This is a genomic window from Luteitalea sp. (assembly GCF_044337415.1).
Taxonomy (GTDB): Bacteria; Acidobacteriota; Vicinamibacteria; order Vicinamibacterales; family Vicinamibacteraceae; genus Luteitalea.
The window spans coordinates 1-16,250 of sequence record NZ_JBIINP010000017.1 but is presented as its reverse complement, the minus strand read 5'-3'; the positions used below and the strand labels follow the sequence as shown (position 1 = coordinate 16,250).

Sequence of the window (16,250 nt, the reverse complement as noted above, 5' to 3'; positions counted from 1 at the left end):
GGGTATTATGGCGGCTCGTCCCGCGCAGCCGCGTGCGGGGTCGCCGTGCAGTGATGCCAAAGTCCACGGTCACGTCCCCCATCACGGTCGCGCCACTCGCTCCGCTCCCCCCGCCCTGGGTCGACACGCTCCTCGGGCCCGCGCCGGTCATCTCGCGCACCGAAACCGCCCACGGCACCGTCGTCGTCCGTACCGCGCCGCGGTTCACTCACGTCTCGGTCACGATTCCGCGGGCGCATGCGCTGGCTCCAGAGGTGCTGTCCGCCGACGTCCGCGACGCCTATCTCTCGGTAGCCACGACGCTGAACGCCCAGCAGCGGCATCCGGTGCGGTTCTGGAATTTCGTGCCGCACATCCACACGCCGTCGGGCGAGGGGATGGATCGGTACATGGTGTTCAACGGCGGGCGCTTCGCCGCGTGCGAGCACTGGCACGGGTCGCCCAACGACTTCGACCACACCCTCGCGGCCGCCTCTGGCGTGGGCGTGCTGGGCGAGGCCCTGGCCATCCACTGCCTCGCCGCCGAGGCGCCCGGGTCGCCCGTCGAGAACCCGCGGCAGGTGCCGGCCTACAAGTACTCGCGCCGCTATGGCCCGCGTCCGCCGTGTTTCGCGCGCGCGACGCAGCTGGCCCAGCCCATCGGCGACGCCTGGTGGCTGCTCGTGGCAGGCACCGCAAGCATCTGCGGCGAACAGACGGTCCATGTCGGCGACGTCGCGGCGCAGACGGTCGAGACGCTCGACAACCTCGACGCGCTGCTCGCGGCCGCCGAGACACGGCACGGCACGAGCGGCACACAGGCCCGCTTCACGAGCCTGCGTGTGTACATCGTGCGGGCCGAGGACGTCGCCGTGGTCCGTGATCGCATCGAGGCGCGGTACGGCGTGCTCGCCGACGTGGAGTACGCGCAGGCGGAGTTGTGCCGCGCCGACCTCCTCGTCGAGATCGAGGGCGTCGCCGAGCTCTAGCCGCGCGACGCCGGCACGTCGGCCAGGGTGAGGGCGCCTCGCGCCACGAGCGTGCCGTCGGCCGTCACCGTCCCCTCGATCTTGAACAACCCGCCCATCCGTCCCGCCACCTTCGCCGTGGCCTCCAGCGTCACGCCCGCGCCACAGCCGGCCGGGAAGCGGAAGCCGTCGACGGCCGCCACGCGCAGGGCGCGGGGCTGGTGCGGCTCGCCCGGGCGGGGGGTGCCCGCGGCCAGGCCGCCGGTCTGGGCCAGCAGCTCGATCAACACGATGGCGGGCACCACCGGCTGGCCGGGGAAGTGCCCCTGGAAGAAGAAGTCGTCGGGCCGCGTGACCCGCCTGGCGACGGCCTGCTGGCCGGGGTCGACCGACACGACCTCCTCGACGAGGCGCATCGGGGGCGTGTGAGGCAGCAGCGAGAGGTAATCCACGGCTTATCATCGCCCAGACGCGCCATGCCCTCCCCCTCCCCCATCGCCGAGGCCTTTGCCGCCGTCCTGCGCGACCGCGGCGACGATCGCCTCGTGATGGCGCCCGGCGAGGGACGCACGCTCACGGGCCACGATCTCGACGCCGCCGCACGAGCGCTCGCCTCGAGCCTGCACGACTGCGGACTCGCACCCGGACACCTGGTCATCAGCAGCCTCGGCAACGTCGCGGCGATGCCGGCACTGGTGCTGGCCTGCCTCCGTGAAGGCTGGCCGCTCATGCCCGTGGACCGCAGCGCCCCTCCGGCCGAGTTGATGGCGCTGGCAGACCGCTGGGAGGCCGCCGCAGTGCTGGTGCCGGAGGCCAGCGACCTCAGCGCCGACGCGTCGGGCAGGTTGCCCCGCGCCCTGCCGGGCGATCTGGCCGCCTGGTTGCCGGCCCACCTCCCCACGCCGGGCCGACATGCCCCCGCCGCGCTGCTCAAGCTGACGTCCGGGAGCACGGGCGAGCCGCGGGCCACCTGCACGGAAGAACGCCACCTGATCGCCGACGTGCGCCACATCGTCGACGCCATGGCCATCGGCCCGCACGACCGCCAGCTCGGCGTGATTCCGCTCTCGCACTCGTACGGCTTCAGCAACCTGGTGATGCCGCTGCTGTGGCAGGGCTCGCCGGTGCTGCTGCGGGCGCAGTTCGTGCCGACGCAGGTGGCCGGCGACATCGCGGCCGGCGCCCTCGCGACCTTCGCCGGCGTGCCGTTCATGTTCGAGCACCTGGCGCGACATCAGGCGCTGCCGCCCCTCCCGTCGCTGCGCCTGGTGATCTCGGCGGGCGCACGCCTGCCGTTCGAGACCGTCCAGGCCTTCCATGCGGCGACGGGCCGCAAGGTGCGGTCCTTCTACGGATCGAGCGAGACGGGCGGCATCTGCTTCGACGATGGCGACGCGCTGGACGCCCGTGTGCCGGTGGGTCGCCCGATGGGGGCCACGCAGGTGGACCTCGTGCCCGACGACGATGCGCCCGACGACGCCGGGCGCGTGCAGGTGTCGGGGCCGAACGTGATCGACAGGTACGCGGGTCCGGCCGAGGGCCAGCCGTTCGATGGCGTGTACCTGACCGGCGACTACGCCCGCCGCGACGATGGCGGCGTCTACACGCTCGCGGGCCGCGTGGCGACGGTCGTCAACGTCGCGGGCCGCAAGGTGCAACCACAGGAGGTGGAGGCGGCGCTGCGCGCCCTGCCGGGCGTGCGCGACGCGGTGGCGATCGGCGTGGACGACCCCCTCCGCGGACAGGCGCTCGGCGTCGTCGTGGCGAGCGAGGCGGCGTGGAACGCCCGGACGATACGGGAAGCGCTGGCGCCATCCCTCGCCCCGTACAAGCTGCCACGCGTCGTCGTGGTGACGCGTGCGTTGCCGCTGACCGATCGCGGCAAGGTGGACCGCGTCGCCGTGGCGCGCCTGCTGTCGGGCGCCGTGGGCTAGGCCTGCGCGACCGCGTCGGCGGGGCCGAGCCGCGACTCGCTGGCAACGCCACCCTTCAACAGCTTGGCCACGGGGCACATCTCGGCGATCTCGAGCAGCCGCGCCTTCTGCGTGTCGTCGAGGGGTCCATGCGGCGTGATCACCTTGACCACCGCCGGCACCGGCCTGGCGGTGTATTGCACCTGCACGTCGAGGCCTTCCAGGGGCAACTGCTTGCGCTGGGCATACATGCGCAGCGTGATGGCCGTGCAGGCGGCCAGGCTGCCCAGCAGCAACTCGACGGGCGTGGGCGCGGTGTCGGTGCCGCCCACGGCGAGAGGTTCGTCCGCCGTGAACACGTGCTGGCGAACCGTCAGCGTCGTCTGGTACGCATCGCCCAGGGTGGCGTCGAGGACTTGAAGGCTCATGTGTCCAGCCTATCAGCCGACCAGCTTTCGCAGCACCGCCACCTGGCCGCCGTGGTAGGCGAAGTGCTGCACCAGGCCCGAGACCGTCTGCGCGTACGTCACGCCCGTGCCGAGCGCGGGGTTGCGCACGTCGCCCACGAGTTCGTCCCACCGGGCCTCCGGAAACCCGGCGATGGCCTCGATGGCGCGCGCCACGGCGTTGGCCAGCGACAGGTGCATCGCCACCCAGCCGGCCTCGTCGATGGCCGCCGGAATGGGCCAGTCGCCATCCTCGGGATCGCCCGCCGGGTGGCCGCCGAGTCGGCGGGTGACCTCGACCGTCCACGACGTCGCGTGCGCCACGATCTCGGCGATGCCATGGACGTCGGGCGAGACCTGCCCTTGCGCCTGCGCCAGCGTCACACCCTGCAACGCCAGCATGAACGAGGGCCCGTGCCAGGGGTCGCCATCGAAGGCGCGATGCAGCTCATCGATGAGGAAGGCCGTGCGGGAAGTGCCCATCCGGTCACGGTAGCACCGTGCGGCCAGGCGCGACGGGTGCGCGGTCTCGACCCGTGGCCGGCGAACGTCCCGCGCCCTACCTGGACACGGCGACGGCGAAGTGCGACCGCCGCGGATCGGCCCCGGCCTCGAGCCGGCCGGTGGTGGCGTCGAACTGCAACGCGGAGGCATAGCCGTAGCGCAACTCGCCCTTGCGCCCGACCTTCTGGAAGAGATGCCCACGCGCGGTCAGGGCGTCGAGCAGCGGCGCCGGGAAGCGATCCTCGATCTGCACACGAGGCCGCGTGCCCGCGGGATCGGCGGGATCGCGGCCGACGAGCAGCCGCGGCGCCTCCACGGCCGCCTGCGCGCCGAGGCCACCATCGACGTGCGCGAGGATGATCCCGTACACCGACGCCGTGATCCACGCGTTGCCTGCGGCCCCGACCGCCAGACGCGGCTTCAGGGTGCCGTTGACGTCCTCGCACACCAGCGTCGGCGCGCTCGTGGACGACGAACGCATCAGCGGCAGCAATTGCCCGTAGGCGCCGCGCACCGTGCGGTAGCCGCGCAGGTGGTTGTTGTAGAGGAAGCCGAGTCCCTTGGACACGTAGAAGTTGCCGCCCCAGGTCGACAGCGTCTGCGTGATGACGATGACGTTGCCCGCCGCGTCGCCGACGGCAAAGGCCGTGGTACCGCGGCCGATGCGATCGCCCTGGCCCTGCCCCGTGGTGTCGGCATCCTCGGCGAACGGCAGCGCCCGCGCCGGGTCGATGCGCCCGAACAGCGTCGCGGCGTGCGACGGCTCGAGGTGCGTGGTGACGTCGACGGGCCACAGGGCCGGATCGGCGACGCGCCGCAGCGGGTCGCGCACCTTCCAGGCCTCGATCACGTGGTGCAGGTCGTCGACCGACGTCGGCTGGCCGGGGGTCGCGGCACGCTCGTGATGGTCGAGGATCTGGAGCGTCTCGATCAGCGCCGTGCCGGTCGACACGGGCGGCGGCGCGCCGAACACCTGCAGGCCGCGATAGCGCCCCGACACGGGCGCACGCTCGATCACCTGGTACTGCGCGAGGTCCTCGAGGCCGATGATGCCGCCGTTGGCCTCCATGTCGGTGGCGATGCGGCGCGCCAGGCTGCCGCGATAGAACGCGTCGGCGCCCTCTGACGCGATCGTCCTGAGCGTGGCGGCGTAGTCGGGGTTGGCGAAGCGCTCGCCGGCGCGCGGCACGCGGCCGCCCGGCAGGTAGACTCGCGCCGCTTCGGGCCAGCGCTCGAGCAGCGCCCGCCCCTCGCGCAACGTCGTGGGCAAGGCATCGTCGAGTTCGAAGCCATCGGTGGCCAGCGCGACGGCCGGCGCGATGAGCTGTCCCCAGGTGAAACGGCCGGACCCGTACCGCCGGTGCAGGTGATCCATGCCGGCGACGACGCCGGGGATGTTGGCGGCGGCAGGGCCGTCGCCCACGAGGCGGCCGTCGCGGAAGATGGCGGCGTTGGTGAGGGTCGCGTGGATCGGCGACTGGTCCTTGTAGTCGATCACCACCGGCTCGCGCATGCCGTTCAGGAACAGCAGCGCCATGCCATCGCCCCCGATGCCCGAGGCGTCCGGCTCGACCACACCCAGCGCGAAGGACACGGCGATCGCCGCATCGACGATGTTGCCGCCCTGCGCGAGGACGCGAGCGCCGGCCTCGCTCGCGAGGCGGTGCCCCGACACCACGAGGGCATCCGACGAGGTGACCGGCGTGCGCACCAGCGGCTGGCGCGCCACCAGGTCGTCGACCACCTGCTCGAGGTCGGCCGCCGTTCGTGCCGAAGCCGCCTGCGGACGCAGTTGGAGCTTGAGGAGGTCCCACGCGGCCGCCGACGCGCCGGCCTGGTAGTACAGGTCGCGCAGCAGGGCCCACGTGCGATCGAACGCCAGCGCGTAGCGCGACGGGTCGGGGACGATCGCGCCCGTGACGCGCTGCGCGCCGGCATCGGGCGGCAACGGCGCCGGGATGGTGCGCAGCGTGAAGGCACGTCCACGCTCGAACACGGGAGGCGGATCGCCGGGCACCCGCATGGGGTTGCCGTTGTAGGCCGGCAGGTCGTCGGGCAGGTCCGCCAGCAGGAGGGTGCGGCCGTCGGGCGACCACGCGGGGTGGGACCGCTGGCGCGACACGAGGATCGCGGAGTCGCCGGACTGGCGCGTCGTCCGTCGCTCGGCGAGCGCCTCCGCCGCGGGCACCGGCGCCACCCACACGGCGCCTGCGCCATCGGCGGCCGAGGCGTAGGCCAGCCGCGAACCGTCGGGCGACCACGCGGGCGTGCTCTCGCGGCCGCGTGTGGCCGTGACGCGCCATCCGCGTTCGTCGCGCGCGCGACCGGTGGCGGGCTCGCCGCGGCCCTCCGGCGGGTCCGCCGGCTGCATCGTGCGCACCCACACATCGTCGGCCCCGCGATCGTCCTCGTGGCTCGAGACGTAAGCGATGCGCGACCCGTCTGGCGACACGGCCGGGTCGTACTCGTCGGCCGGCGAGTCGATCACCGTGTCGATGGGCGGGGGCATGCCGGGGGCAGACCCATCGAGGTTGACGCGCATCACGCCCCACTGATCGCGGAGGCGCTGGGCGAACACGAGGCGCCCGTCGGGCGTCCACGAAGGCTGGCGCTCGTCACCCGGGGCGATGGTCACGCGGCGCGGGGCGGCGCCCTCCTCGGCCACGTAGAGGTCGAATCCGTCGCCGAGGTCGGCGGCAAAGGCAAGGCGTCGGCCGTCGGGCGCCCACGCGGGGTCGCGCTCGACCGCCGGGGTGGTGCCGCGCGGCCAGGCGACGAACGGGCGCGGGTCGCGCCCGTCGGGCGTCATGGTCCAGATCTGATCGAGCAGGGAGACGGCGATGCGGCCGCCGGATGGCGCCCAGGCGGGGTCGCGCACCGCCGTCAGCGGCCGCGCGTCCTGGGCGCGCGCGGCCAGGTGCCACGCGCCTGCGATCGCACTGCCGAGGAGGACGAGGCGACCGAGCCTGGCACCTGCGCGCATGCCGTTCGGCCGCCTCGACGCGTCAGCGTGCGCTGACGAGACGCCGGATGGTGGCGGCCAGCTTCGCGGCCGACAGGCCGTTGACGTCCATCAGTTCCTCTGGCGTGCCGCTGCGGGGCAGCCCGGGCACGGCGACGCGCTCGACGCGCAGGCCGTGGGGCGAGACCACCTCGCACACCGCGTCGCCGATGCCGCCGGCCGCGTAGTGGTCCTCGACCGTCACCAGCAGCCCCGTCTCGCGACCGGCAGCGATGACCGTCGCCGCGTCGACAGGCTTGACCGAATACAGGTCGATCACGCGCACGTGGATGCCATCGGCCGCCACGGCGTCGGCAGCCGCGAGGGCCTCGAACACGGTGACACCCGCCGTCACGATCGTGATCACGTCGCTGGCCGACGACCGGAGCACCTTCGACCCGCCGATCGGGAACGACTCCGACGCGTCGTAGATGACGGGCGTCTTGGGCCGGCTGGTGCGGATGTAGGCCATGCCCTTGTGGGCGGCCGCCTCGGCCACGAGCTTCTCGGCGCTCACCGCTTCGCACGGGTAGAGCACGGCGCAGCCGGGCACGGCGCGGAACATCGCGAGGTCCTCGAGGGCCATCTGCGACCCGCCGTCCTCGCCGATCGACACGCCGCAGTGACTGCCGGCGAACTTCGTGTTGACGCCGCTGATGCCGGCCATGCGGATGAAGTCGGCGGCGCGCGTCAGGAACGCCGCGAACGTCGTCGCGAACGGGGTCGCGCCACGCGCAGCCAGGCCCATCGCCATGCCCGCCATCACCTGCTCGGCGATGAACGACTGGTAGAAGCGCTCCGGCGCCACCTTCTCGAACTTGTCGGTGAACGTCGAGTTCTTCACGTCGGCGTCGAGCGCGACGACGCGCGCGTCGGCCACGCCGAGCTTGGCCAGGCCCGTGCCGTACGCCTCACGCGTCGCCACGAGTTCGCCCTTCTTGTACGCCGGGGCCTCCACCGCCGACGGACCGACGGGGTCAGGCCGCGTCACGACGCCAGACGGCATCGGGATCGTCGGACGGCCGGCGCCGTTCTCGGGCACCAGTTGCCCCTCGAGTTCCGCCACGGCCGCATCGGCCTGCTCGGCCGACAGCGCCTTGCCGTGCCAGCCGGCCTTGCCCTCCATCAACGAGATGGCCTTGCCCTTCTCGGTGCGCGCCACGAGCACGGTCGGCTTGCCCGTGGTGGCCCTGGCCTCGGCAAAGGCGGCCTGCACGGCGCCGATGTCGTGGCCGTCGACGACGATGGCGTGCCAGCCGAAGGCGCGCCAGCGGGCCGCGACCGTCTCGGTGTCGTGGCCGAACTGCGTCTCGCGGCTCTGGCCGAGGCCGTTGAGGTCGACGATGGCGCAGAGCGAGTCGAGCTGGTGGAACTGGCCGCTCTGCGCGGCTTCCCACACCGACCCCTCCGCCATCTCGCCATCGCCCATCAGCACGTAGGTGCGGTAGTCGCTGCCGATGCGGCGCGCGTTGAGCGCGCAGCCGACACCGGCGGCGAGTCCCTGCCCGAGCGAGCCGGTCGCCAGATCCACCCACGGGAGGCGCGGCGTCGGGTGGCCCTCGAGGTCGCTCGTCAGCTCGCGAAGCGTCAGCGTCGCCTCACGCGAGACGATGCCCACCTCGGCCCAGGCGGCGTACAGCAGCGGCGCGGCGTGGCCCTTCGAGAGGATGAACCTGTCGTTGTCGACCCGGTGTGGGTCCTGGGGGTCGTACCGCATCTCGCCGCAGTACAAAACAGCCACGATTTCGGCGGCCGATGCGCAGGTGCTCGGGTGGCCGCTCCCTGCCTTGGTGGTGCTCCGGACGGAGTCGATGCGCAGGCGGGTAGCGACGTTGTGCAGGACGGCGTGTGCGGGTGCAACTGACGGTGACACAAGGACCTCCGGAGAACGCGTAGTCTACCACGCGGCGGTGGCGGTCCCGGCCGGATCCAGGCCGATCCAGGCCAGTCCCAGCGGCGCCGCGAACACGCCCGCCCCACCCGCCTCGGCCGCAGCCGCCACGACGATGCGCCGTGCCCGCTCGCGGGCGGCAGCATCATGGCCGTGCAGCCGCACGAGGACGCGCGCCGCCTCGGCATTGCCGACGATGGGCACGTGCGGGGCAGACAATCGCCCCACCTGTCCGGCGCCCGCCATCGTCGCAACGCGATCGACGAGCGCGCCCGAGGGATGCGCCAGGCGGCCGAGCGCCGTCTGCAGCACTTCGTCGGCGAGGTCCCGGTACACGGACTCGTCGCGCCACTGGTCGGCGTCGAGCACCGCCTGCGCCAACGCCATCGCGTCGTCGAGCAGCACCGGGCCGTGTGCCTGCCCGTTGTCGATCACGTGCGACACGCCAGCGCCACGCGCGTACGCCAGCGGCGCCAGCACCTCGAGCGCCTCGATGGCCTCCGCAGCGAGGTCGTCATCCTGCAGGGCCTCCGCGGCGGCGAGCAGCGCGCGGCACGCCCGCGCGCTCGCGTCGACCAGGACCACGCGTCCCGCGCCGGCCCAGGGCCGCCAGTGCCCGTCAGGACGTCGCAGGGCGCGCAGGGCGGCGAGGCGGCGATGCAGGTGTGCCTGCCAGGACGGCAGGGGCTCGAGCCGCACGGCACGCGAGAGCACGCGCACCCACTCGGCCTGGTCGTCGAGGCGCGCCGGCGCGGGCGCGTCGTCGGCGACGGCGTCGGGATCGAGGGATGGCTCGTCGGCGGCGTCGAGCAGCGAGGCCGCCAGCGACGCCCACTCGGGGTCGCGCGCCACGGCAGCCTGGGCGAAGGCGCAGAGTGCCGCAACCGCCACGGGGGCCGCGAGGCCGAGGGTCTCCGGGGCCTCGACGGCCTGCCGGACCTCCTGCAGCAGGTCGTCGGCTCCTGCCGCGTCCGCGTCCCCCGGCACGGCCGTCGTGGCGGCCGCCGGCCAGGACGCGTCGGGCCGGCCTTGCGCGGCATAGGCGTCGGCCGCCGCCCGCAGGCGTTCGGCCAGCGTGTCGTCGAGGGCCGTGCCGCCGGTGAGGACGTGCCCCTCGGGCGTCAGCAGCAGGAGGGAGGGCCACTGCCCGAGGCCGTACCGATCGGCGATATCGGGCCGGCGGTCGACATCGACCCTGACGGGCACGGTGCGATCGCCGATGACGGCGGCCACGTCGGGCCTGGCGAACACGCGCGCGTGGGCCTCGGCCGCCGCCGGCGCCCACTCGGCGTCGAGGAGCAGCAGGACGGGCCGTCGGCGACGCTGCGCGTCCAGGAAGGCGGCCGTCTGCCACGGTTGCCAGTCTTGAGGAGCCACGGGTCCTATAATGACGACGCCATGGCTCACCGTGTAACGCTCATTCCAGGAGATGGCATCGGGCCGGAGGTCAGCGCTGCCGTCGTGCGCATCATCGGGGCGGCCGGGGTCGCCATCGAGTGGGACGAGCACCACGCGGGGGTGACCGCCGTCGAGCAATCGGGCAGCACACTGCCCCAGACGCTCCTCGACTCGGTGCTGGCCAACCGCGTGGCGCTGAAGGGTCCCGTGACCACGCCGGTCGGCGAGGGCTTCACCAGCGTGAACGTGGGGCTGCGCAAGACGCTCGACCTCTACGCCAACCTGCGGCCGGTCAGCAACCTGCCCGGCGTCCCCTCCCGGTACCAGGACGTCGACATGGTGATCGTCCGGGAGAACACCGAGGACCTCTACTCCGGCATGGAGAACGAGATCGTCCCGGGCGTCGTGGCGGGCCTGAAGATCATCACGGCCGTGGCCAGCGAGCGCATCGCGCGCTTCGCCTTCCGGCACGCGGTGGAGAACGGCCGCAAGAAGGTGACGGCCATCCACAAGGCCAACATCATGAAGCAGGCCGACGGCCTGTTCCTGCGGAGCGCGCGGGCGGTGGCCCCGGAGTTCCCGGGCATCGAGTACGACGAGAAGATCGTCGACAACGCGTGCATGCAGTTGGTGATGCGGCCCGGCCAGTTCGACGTCCTGCTCCTGCCGAACCTCTACGGCGACATCGTGTCGGACCTGGCGGCAGGCCTGGTGGGCGGGCTCGGCGTCGTCCCGGGTGCGAACCTCGGCGAGAAGGCGGCCGTGTTCGAGGCGGTGCACGGCAGCGCGCCCGACATCGCCGGCCAGGACAAGGCCAACCCGACGGCCCTGCTGCTCTCGGGCCTCATGATGCTGCGCCACATGGGCGAGCGCTCCGCGGCCGACGTGATCTTCGGCGCGCTGAGCCGCGTGCTGGCGGCCGGCACGACCCTGACGCGGGACCTCGGCGGGTCGGCGTCGACCACCGCGTTCACCGACGCCGTGGTGCGGGAAATCCACGCTCATCGGGGCTGAGGCCGTGAACGCGGACGACCTGCGGCACCAGGTGCTGGCGCGCGAGGACGTGCGCCGGCTGTTCGAGCCCCCCGACGGCGATCCCGCCGCCCTGGTGCGCGTCGAGGAGTACCTCGAGGAGCTGCGCGCGACGCAGCGCCGGTCCATCTACCGGGCGCTACAACACCCGCTCTATCCGATCCTGCGGAAGGTCGAGCGCATCCCCGAGCACCTCGACCGGGTGCAGAGCGCGATCGGCTCCGGACGGGTGGTCTACGTCTCGAACCACAAGAGCCACGTCGACTACCTGATCGAGTTGCTGATCCTCGAGGAGCACGACATCCGGCCGCCGATCATCGCGGCCGGCATCAACCTGTTCGGCGGCGCGCTCGGCCTGCTGCACAAGCACGTGACCGGCGCCATCCCGATCAGGCGCGGCACGCGCGACGCGGCCTACCTGGTGACCCTCAAGGCCTACGTCGCCGAGTTGCTCGAGCGGCACGACCTGTTCTTCTACCCGGAGGGCGGCCGCAGCTACAGCGGCGCGCTCAAGTCGGCCAAGACGGGCCTGTTCAACGCCGTCGTCACGGCGGAAGTGCCGGTGCTGCACATCCTGCCGCTGGCGATCGCGTACGACCTCGTGCTCGAGGACCGCATCCTGGCGCCGCAGATGACCAAGAGCCGGCAGCGGCCCTTCACGCGCGAGCTCGCCGAGATGGTCGGCACGGCCGTCGGGTACCAGTCGCGCGCGTTCGTCACGTTCGGCGAGCCGATCACGCTCGCCGGCGGCGAGGCACGGTCGCGGCGCGACGTGATCGACCTCGCGCAGCAGTCGCTGGCGGCGGTGGGGCGGCTCCACAAGGTGCTGCCGACCGCGCTCGTGGCGCGGGCCATGACGCCCTCCACGCCGTACGCGACGCTGGTGTCGCGCGTCGATGCGCTCATCGGGGAGCTGACGGCCTCGGGCGCCAACATGTCGACGACCTCGGCCCGCGACGCCGTGCACGACGGCGTGGCCCTGCTCGAGGAACGCGGCGTCCTGCAGCGCGAGGGCGACCTGGTGCGCGTGCGCGACCGCTTCACGCTCCGCTTCTACGGGCGACAACTGCAACACCTGCTCGAGCCGACGCGTCCCATCGAGTGAGATGATCGACGCCCTCTCGAAGGCCGTGTTCGGCACGCTGGCCGGCAGTGCTGCGCTCAAGGGCGTCGCCAGCCGGTACGGCATGCGCGGCCGGGGTGGCTTTGCCCGCCGCTTCGTCGCCGGCGAGACCATCGACGAGGCCATCGGCGCCGCCCGCGCAGTAGAGGCGCAGGGTCTCTCGCAGACGCTGGACCTGCTCGGCGAGAGCGTCGCCAGCGAGGCCGAGGCCGTCGCCGCCACCGAGGCGTACCTGGCGATGATGCCGCGCATCGCCGAGGCCGGCATCGGCCGCAACATCTCCATCAAGCTGACGCAACTCGGACTCGACCTCTCGCCCGAGCTGGCCGGCACGCACCTGCGCCGCATCCTGTCGCACGGCGCCGAGCTGGGCTTCTTCGTGCGCATCGACATGGAGAACTCGCCCTACGTCGAGGCGACGCTGGCGTTGTTCGAGGCTGTCTGGCGCGACGGACTGACCAACGTGGGCGTGGTGCTGCAATCGGCGCTCAAGCGCAGCGAGGCCGACCTCGAGCGCGTGCTGGCCCTCGGTGCGCGCGTCCGCCTCGTGAAGGGCGCCTACAAGGAGCCGGCCGCCGTCGCCTGGCAGTCCAAGGCCGAGGTGGACGGCGCGTACGTCCGGATGCTCGACCGCCTGCTGCGCGCCGGGCACTTCCCGGCCATCGCGACCCACGACCCGGAGATGATCGCCGAGACGAAGCGCCTCGCCGCGGCCGCCGGCGTGCCGGCTGGTGCCTTCGAGTTCCAGATGCTCTACGGGGTCCGCCGCGACCTGCAGGCGGCGCTCAGGGCCGAGGGCTTCGGCATGCGTGTCTACATCCCCTACGGCCGCGAGTGGTTCCCGTACTTCATGCGTCGGCTCGGTGAACGGCCCGCGAACGTCGGATTCGTGCTCAAGAGCCTCCTCCGCGAACGCTGAGCCTCACTGAGCCTGCAGCCCTGGGCTCCTCTCGCTAACCGAGGAACTGCCGCGCGAGCGCCGCGAGGGTGTAAGCACACTCGTCGACGCTGGCCAGCTCGACGTACTCGACCGTGCTGTGCAGGCCGGCGCCGCGTGGCCCGAAGATCACGGTGGGAATGCCCGCGCCGCCGAGGATCGCGGCGTCGGTCCAGTAACTCATGCCGGCCACGCGCGCCTCGAGCCCGCGGGCGCGGCCGGCGACGATCAACTGTTGCGGGAGTTCCGCGGCCGGATCGAGGTCGTAGCCGGCCCGCTCCACCACGAGTCGCACGTCGGCGGTGAACTCGGGGTCGTTGGTGCGGAGCACGGCGAGCATCTGCTCGACCTCGTGCAGCGCGCGCGCGCCATCCTCGCCCGGCAGCGTCCGGCGCTCGATCAGCAGCCGGCACAGCGCCGGGTACACGCTGGCCTCGGTGCCGCCGGTGATCGTCGACGCGTGCAGCGACCCACTGCCCAGCAGCGGATGGGTCGGCCTGGCGCGCAGTTCCTGATCGAAGCGCTCGAGCACGCCGAGCACGCGGCCCATGGCGAGGATGGCGTCCTTGCCTTCCTCCGGGCGACTGCCGTGCGCCGCGCGGCCGTGGGCGTTGATCTCGAGCCAGGCGAAGCCCTTGTGGGCGACGCCAACGCTGAGATCGGTCGGCTCGGTGATCACCGCACCGTCGGCCCGCCAGTCGCGCACGAGCGCCTCGGCGCCGAGGCTCGCGTACTCCTCGTCGACGACGCCGGCGACGATCAGGCGTCCCCTCGACAGCCCCTCGGCGGCCAGTTGCCGTGCCGCCCCGACGCACGCCGCCACGCCGGCCTTCATGTCCTGCGTGCCGCGCCCGTAGAGCCGGCCGTCGCGCTCGACGGGCACGAACGGGTCGGTCATGCCCTCGACGCCCACCGTGTCGAGGTGCCCGCACAACAGCAGCGTCGGGCCGGGCTGCGCGCCCTCGAGGACGCCCACCACGTTCGGGCGTCCCGGCGCGACGTCGGTGATCGTGACGTCGAGGCCCGACTCGCGCAGGCAGTCGGCCAGGCACGCCGCCGCCTCGCCCTCGCCCGGGGCGCCGGGCACGAGCGACGGGTTGATCGAGTTGATCGCGACGAGGTCGCGCAGCAGCTGCCGCGCCCGCTCCATGACTAGCGCTTCCAGCGCGCCATGAAGATGTTGGTGTCGCCGCGGGTCTTCTGGTTGCGGTTCGACGCGAACACGAGCTTGGTCCCGTCGGGCGAGAACATCGGGAACCCGTCGAAGTCGGGATGGTGCGTGACCTGCTCGACGCCCGTGCCGTCGGCGTTGATGAGGAACAGGTCGAAGTTGCGGCCCTTCACGTTGTGGAGGTTCGACGAGAAGATCAGCTGCTTGCCGTCGGGCGTCCAGAACGGCGCGAAGTTGGCGGCGCCGTTGTCGGTGATCTGGCGCAGCTTCGAGCCGTCGGCGTTCATGATGTAGAGCTCGGTCGACGTCGGCTTCCAGAGGCCTTCCTTGAGCAGCGTGAAGTACTCGGTGATCTCGGGGCTGCCGGCCTGCGGGTGGCGACCGCGGAAGACGATCTGCGTCCCGTCGGGCGAGTAGAAGGCGCCGCCGTCGGGGCCGGGCAGGTTGGTCAGGCGCTTGACGTCCGACCCGTCGCCGGCCATCGAGTAGATCTCCATGTCGCCGTCGCGCAGGCTCGTGAACACGATCCGGCCGTTGGATCCCACCGTCGCCTCGGCGTCGTAGCCCGGCGTCTTCGTGAGGGCGACCGGCGCGCTGCCGTCGGCGTTGGCCTTGTAGATGTCGTAGCCGTCGTAGATCGGCCACACGTAACCGCGCGCCATCGACGGGCGCTCGGGGCACGCGGCCGCCTTGCCGTGCGTCGAGGCGTACACGATCTGCTTGGCGTCGCGGGTGAAGAAGCCGCAGGTGGTGCGCCCTTCCCCGTTGCTGACGCGGCGCCGATCGGTGCCGTCGATCTTCATCACGAACATCTGGTCGCAGGAGACCGGATCGGGCGACGACTGGAAAATCAGGTGCGAGCCGTCGGGCGAGAAGTACGCCTCGGCGTTCTCGCCGGCATCGGTCAGCATCCGGATGTCGGAGAGGCGGCCCTCGAGTGCGGCGAGATTGGCCGGCACGGGCGGCATGGCCGGCGCCTGGTGCTGGGCGAGCAGGAGCGTGTCGGGGCGCATCCACCCGGCCGTGACCAGGGCGAGAGTCGCGGCCGCGAGGGTCAAGCGAGCAGTCATACGGCCGAGGATAGCATCCACGGGCTGGTACGATGCCCCGGATGGCCGACCGCCGGACCGCGGTGATCACGGGCGCCTCCTCGGGCATCGGGGAGGCCTGCGCACGCGCCTTCGCCCGCGAGGGCCTCCACGTGGTGCTGGCCGCACGGCGCGAGGCCGAGCTCGCCCGCGTGGCGGCCGACATCGCGGCGGCCGGCGGCGCCGCCACCGCCGTGCCGTGCGACGTCACCGACGCGGCGCAGGTCGAAGCGCTCGTGGCCAGGGCCGTGGCCGTGACCGGACGGCTCGACGTGGTCGTCGCCAACGCCGGCCTCGGGTACAACGGCCGCCTCGACGAGACCGACCTCGACACCATGCGCCACCTCATGGAGGTGAACTACTTCGGCACCTTCCATGCCGCGCGGGCGGCGGTCCGCCACTTCCGCACCACGGGCGCGGGCCACCTCTTCATCATGTCGTCGATCGTCGGGCGCAAGGGCGTGCCGCGCATGGGCGCGTACGCGGCCACGAAGTTCGCGCAGGTCGGGCTCGGCGAGTCGGTGCGCGCCGAACTGGCCGGCACCGGCGTCCACGTCACGCTGGTGTACCCGATCAGCACCGAGACCGGCTTCCGCAGCGCGATGGCGCGCGAGTGGGGCCAGGACGTCGCCGGCGCCGGGCCGCGACAGTCGCCCGACCACGTCGCGGCGACCATGGTGCGCGCACTCCGGCGACCGCGAGCCGACATCTACCCGATGCGGGCGTCGCGCCTCGTGGCGGCGGCCTCGGCCCTGGTGCCGGGCCTGGCCGACTGGGTGTCGGCGAAGTTCACGAGGAC

The 16,250-nt window shown here is 72.6% G+C and carries 14 protein-coding genes; 6 read left to right on the top strand and 8 right to left on the bottom strand.

Annotated elements, in window-relative coordinates; all coding sequences use genetic code 11:
- Nucleotides 1-53 precede the first annotated feature (53 nt).
- Entirely contained in the window at nt 54-968 is a 915-nt protein-coding gene (locus ACIRDX_RS05070; protein WP_396624318.1) for a hypothetical protein, read from the top strand.
- Here the strand turns inward: ACIRDX_RS05070 and ACIRDX_RS05065 are convergent.
- Nucleotides 965-1,399, bottom strand: a complete 435-nt coding sequence (locus ACIRDX_RS05065; RefSeq protein WP_396624317.1) for a 3-hydroxyacyl-ACP dehydratase FabZ family protein — start codon at nt 1,397-1,399, stop codon at nt 965-967. The two genes, ACIRDX_RS05070 and ACIRDX_RS05065, sit on opposite strands and share 4 nt — an antisense overlap.
- 24 nt (nt 1,400-1,423) lie before the next feature.
- Between ACIRDX_RS05065 and ACIRDX_RS05060 the strand changes: the two genes are divergently transcribed.
- Nucleotides 1,424-2,881, top strand: coding sequence for a class I adenylate-forming enzyme family protein (locus tag ACIRDX_RS05060; RefSeq protein ID WP_396624316.1), 1,458 nt, complete (start codon nt 1,424-1,426; stop codon nt 2,879-2,881).
- On the opposite strand, the gene ACIRDX_RS05055 is transcribed toward ACIRDX_RS05060, so the two are convergent.
- The 5 genes from ACIRDX_RS05055 to ACIRDX_RS05035 form a co-directional block, all read right to left on the bottom strand.
- Nucleotides 2,878-3,288: an OsmC family protein gene (locus ACIRDX_RS05055; RefSeq protein WP_396624315.1), complete on the bottom strand. Its 411-nt coding sequence runs from the start codon at nt 3,286-3,288 to the stop codon at nt 2,878-2,880. The two genes, ACIRDX_RS05060 and ACIRDX_RS05055, sit on opposite strands and share 4 nt — an antisense overlap.
- Before the next feature lie 12 nt (nt 3,289-3,300).
- Nucleotides 3,301-3,789, bottom strand: a complete 489-nt coding sequence (locus ACIRDX_RS05050) for a DinB family protein (RefSeq protein WP_396624314.1) — start codon at nt 3,787-3,789, stop codon at nt 3,301-3,303.
- Nucleotides 3,790-3,865: 76 nt separating this feature from the next.
- On the bottom strand, nt 3,866-6,793 hold the full coding sequence (locus tag ACIRDX_RS05045; RefSeq protein ID WP_396624313.1) for a gamma-glutamyltransferase: 2,928 nt from the start codon (nt 6,791-6,793) through the stop codon (nt 3,866-3,868).
- A gap of 22 nt (nt 6,794-6,815) precedes the next feature.
- Entirely contained in the window at nt 6,816-8,684 is a 1,869-nt protein-coding gene (locus tag ACIRDX_RS05040; protein ID WP_396624312.1) for a transketolase, read from the bottom strand.
- A gap of 24 nt (nt 8,685-8,708) precedes the next feature.
- A complete protein-coding gene (locus ACIRDX_RS05035) occupies nt 8,709-10,079 on the bottom strand; it encodes a DUF255 domain-containing protein (protein WP_396624311.1) in 1,371 nt (456 codons plus the stop codon).
- Between the two features lie 21 nt (nt 10,080-10,100).
- Between ACIRDX_RS05035 and ACIRDX_RS05030 the strand changes: the two genes are divergently transcribed.
- The 3 genes from ACIRDX_RS05030 to ACIRDX_RS05020 are packed head-to-tail and all read left to right on the top strand — an operon-like array spanning nt 10,101 to nt 13,174.
- A complete protein-coding gene (locus ACIRDX_RS05030) occupies nt 10,101-11,114 on the top strand; it encodes an isocitrate/isopropylmalate dehydrogenase family protein (protein WP_396624310.1) in 1,014 nt (337 codons plus the stop codon).
- Between the two features lie 4 nt (nt 11,115-11,118).
- Nucleotides 11,119-12,237 carry a 1-acyl-sn-glycerol-3-phosphate acyltransferase gene (locus tag ACIRDX_RS05025; protein ID WP_396624309.1) on the top strand — a complete coding sequence of 373 codons (1,119 nt, stop codon included), beginning with the start codon at nt 11,119-11,121 and terminating at the stop codon, nt 12,235-12,237.
- Nucleotide 12,238: 1 nt separating this feature from the next.
- Entirely contained in the window at nt 12,239-13,174 is a 936-nt protein-coding gene (locus ACIRDX_RS05020) for a proline dehydrogenase family protein (protein WP_396624308.1), read from the top strand.
- 34 nt (nt 13,175-13,208) lie between these two features.
- Here ACIRDX_RS05020 and ACIRDX_RS05015 read toward each other — a convergent pair whose 3' ends face one another.
- Nucleotides 13,209-14,342: an ArgE/DapE family deacylase gene (locus ACIRDX_RS05015; protein WP_396624307.1), complete on the bottom strand. Its 1,134-nt coding sequence runs from the start codon at nt 14,340-14,342 to the stop codon at nt 13,209-13,211.
- A 2-nt stretch (nt 14,343-14,344) separates the two neighbouring features.
- Nucleotides 14,345-15,433, bottom strand: a complete 1,089-nt coding sequence (locus ACIRDX_RS05010) for a TolB family protein (RefSeq protein WP_396624306.1) — start codon at nt 15,431-15,433, stop codon at nt 14,345-14,347.
- Nucleotides 15,434-15,474: 41 nt separating this feature from the next.
- Here ACIRDX_RS05010 and ACIRDX_RS05005 point away from each other — a divergent pair.
- A partial coding sequence (locus ACIRDX_RS05005) for an SDR family NAD(P)-dependent oxidoreductase (protein ID WP_396624305.1) occupies nt 15,475-16,250 on the top strand: 776 nt, incomplete at its 3' end.

Coding starts and splice junctions, on each gene's coding strand:
- ACIRDX_RS05070 (WP_396624318.1), top strand. CDS start 54: ATGCCAAAGTCCACGGTCACGTCCCCCATCACGGTCGCGCCACTCGCT.
- ACIRDX_RS05030 (WP_396624310.1), top strand. CDS start 10,101: ATGGCTCACCGTGTAACGCTCATTCCAGGAGATGGCATCGGGCCGGAG.
- ACIRDX_RS05050 (WP_396624314.1), bottom strand. CDS start 3,789: ATGGGCACTTCCCGCACGGCCTTCCTCATCGATGAGCTGCATCGCGCC.
- ACIRDX_RS05015 (WP_396624307.1), bottom strand. CDS start 14,342: ATGGAGCGGGCGCGGCAGCTGCTGCGCGACCTCGTCGCGATCAACTCG.
- ACIRDX_RS05020 (WP_396624308.1), top strand. CDS start 12,239: ATGATCGACGCCCTCTCGAAGGCCGTGTTCGGCACGCTGGCCGGCAGT.
- ACIRDX_RS05045 (WP_396624313.1), bottom strand. CDS start 6,793: ATGCGCGCAGGTGCCAGGCTCGGTCGCCTCGTCCTCCTCGGCAGTGCG.
- ACIRDX_RS05010 (WP_396624306.1), bottom strand. CDS start 15,433: ATGACTGCTCGCTTGACCCTCGCGGCCGCGACTCTCGCCCTGGTCACG.
- ACIRDX_RS05060 (WP_396624316.1), top strand. CDS start 1,424: ATGCCCTCCCCCTCCCCCATCGCCGAGGCCTTTGCCGCCGTCCTGCGC.
- ACIRDX_RS05055 (WP_396624315.1), bottom strand. CDS start 3,288: ATGAGCCTTCAAGTCCTCGACGCCACCCTGGGCGATGCGTACCAGACG.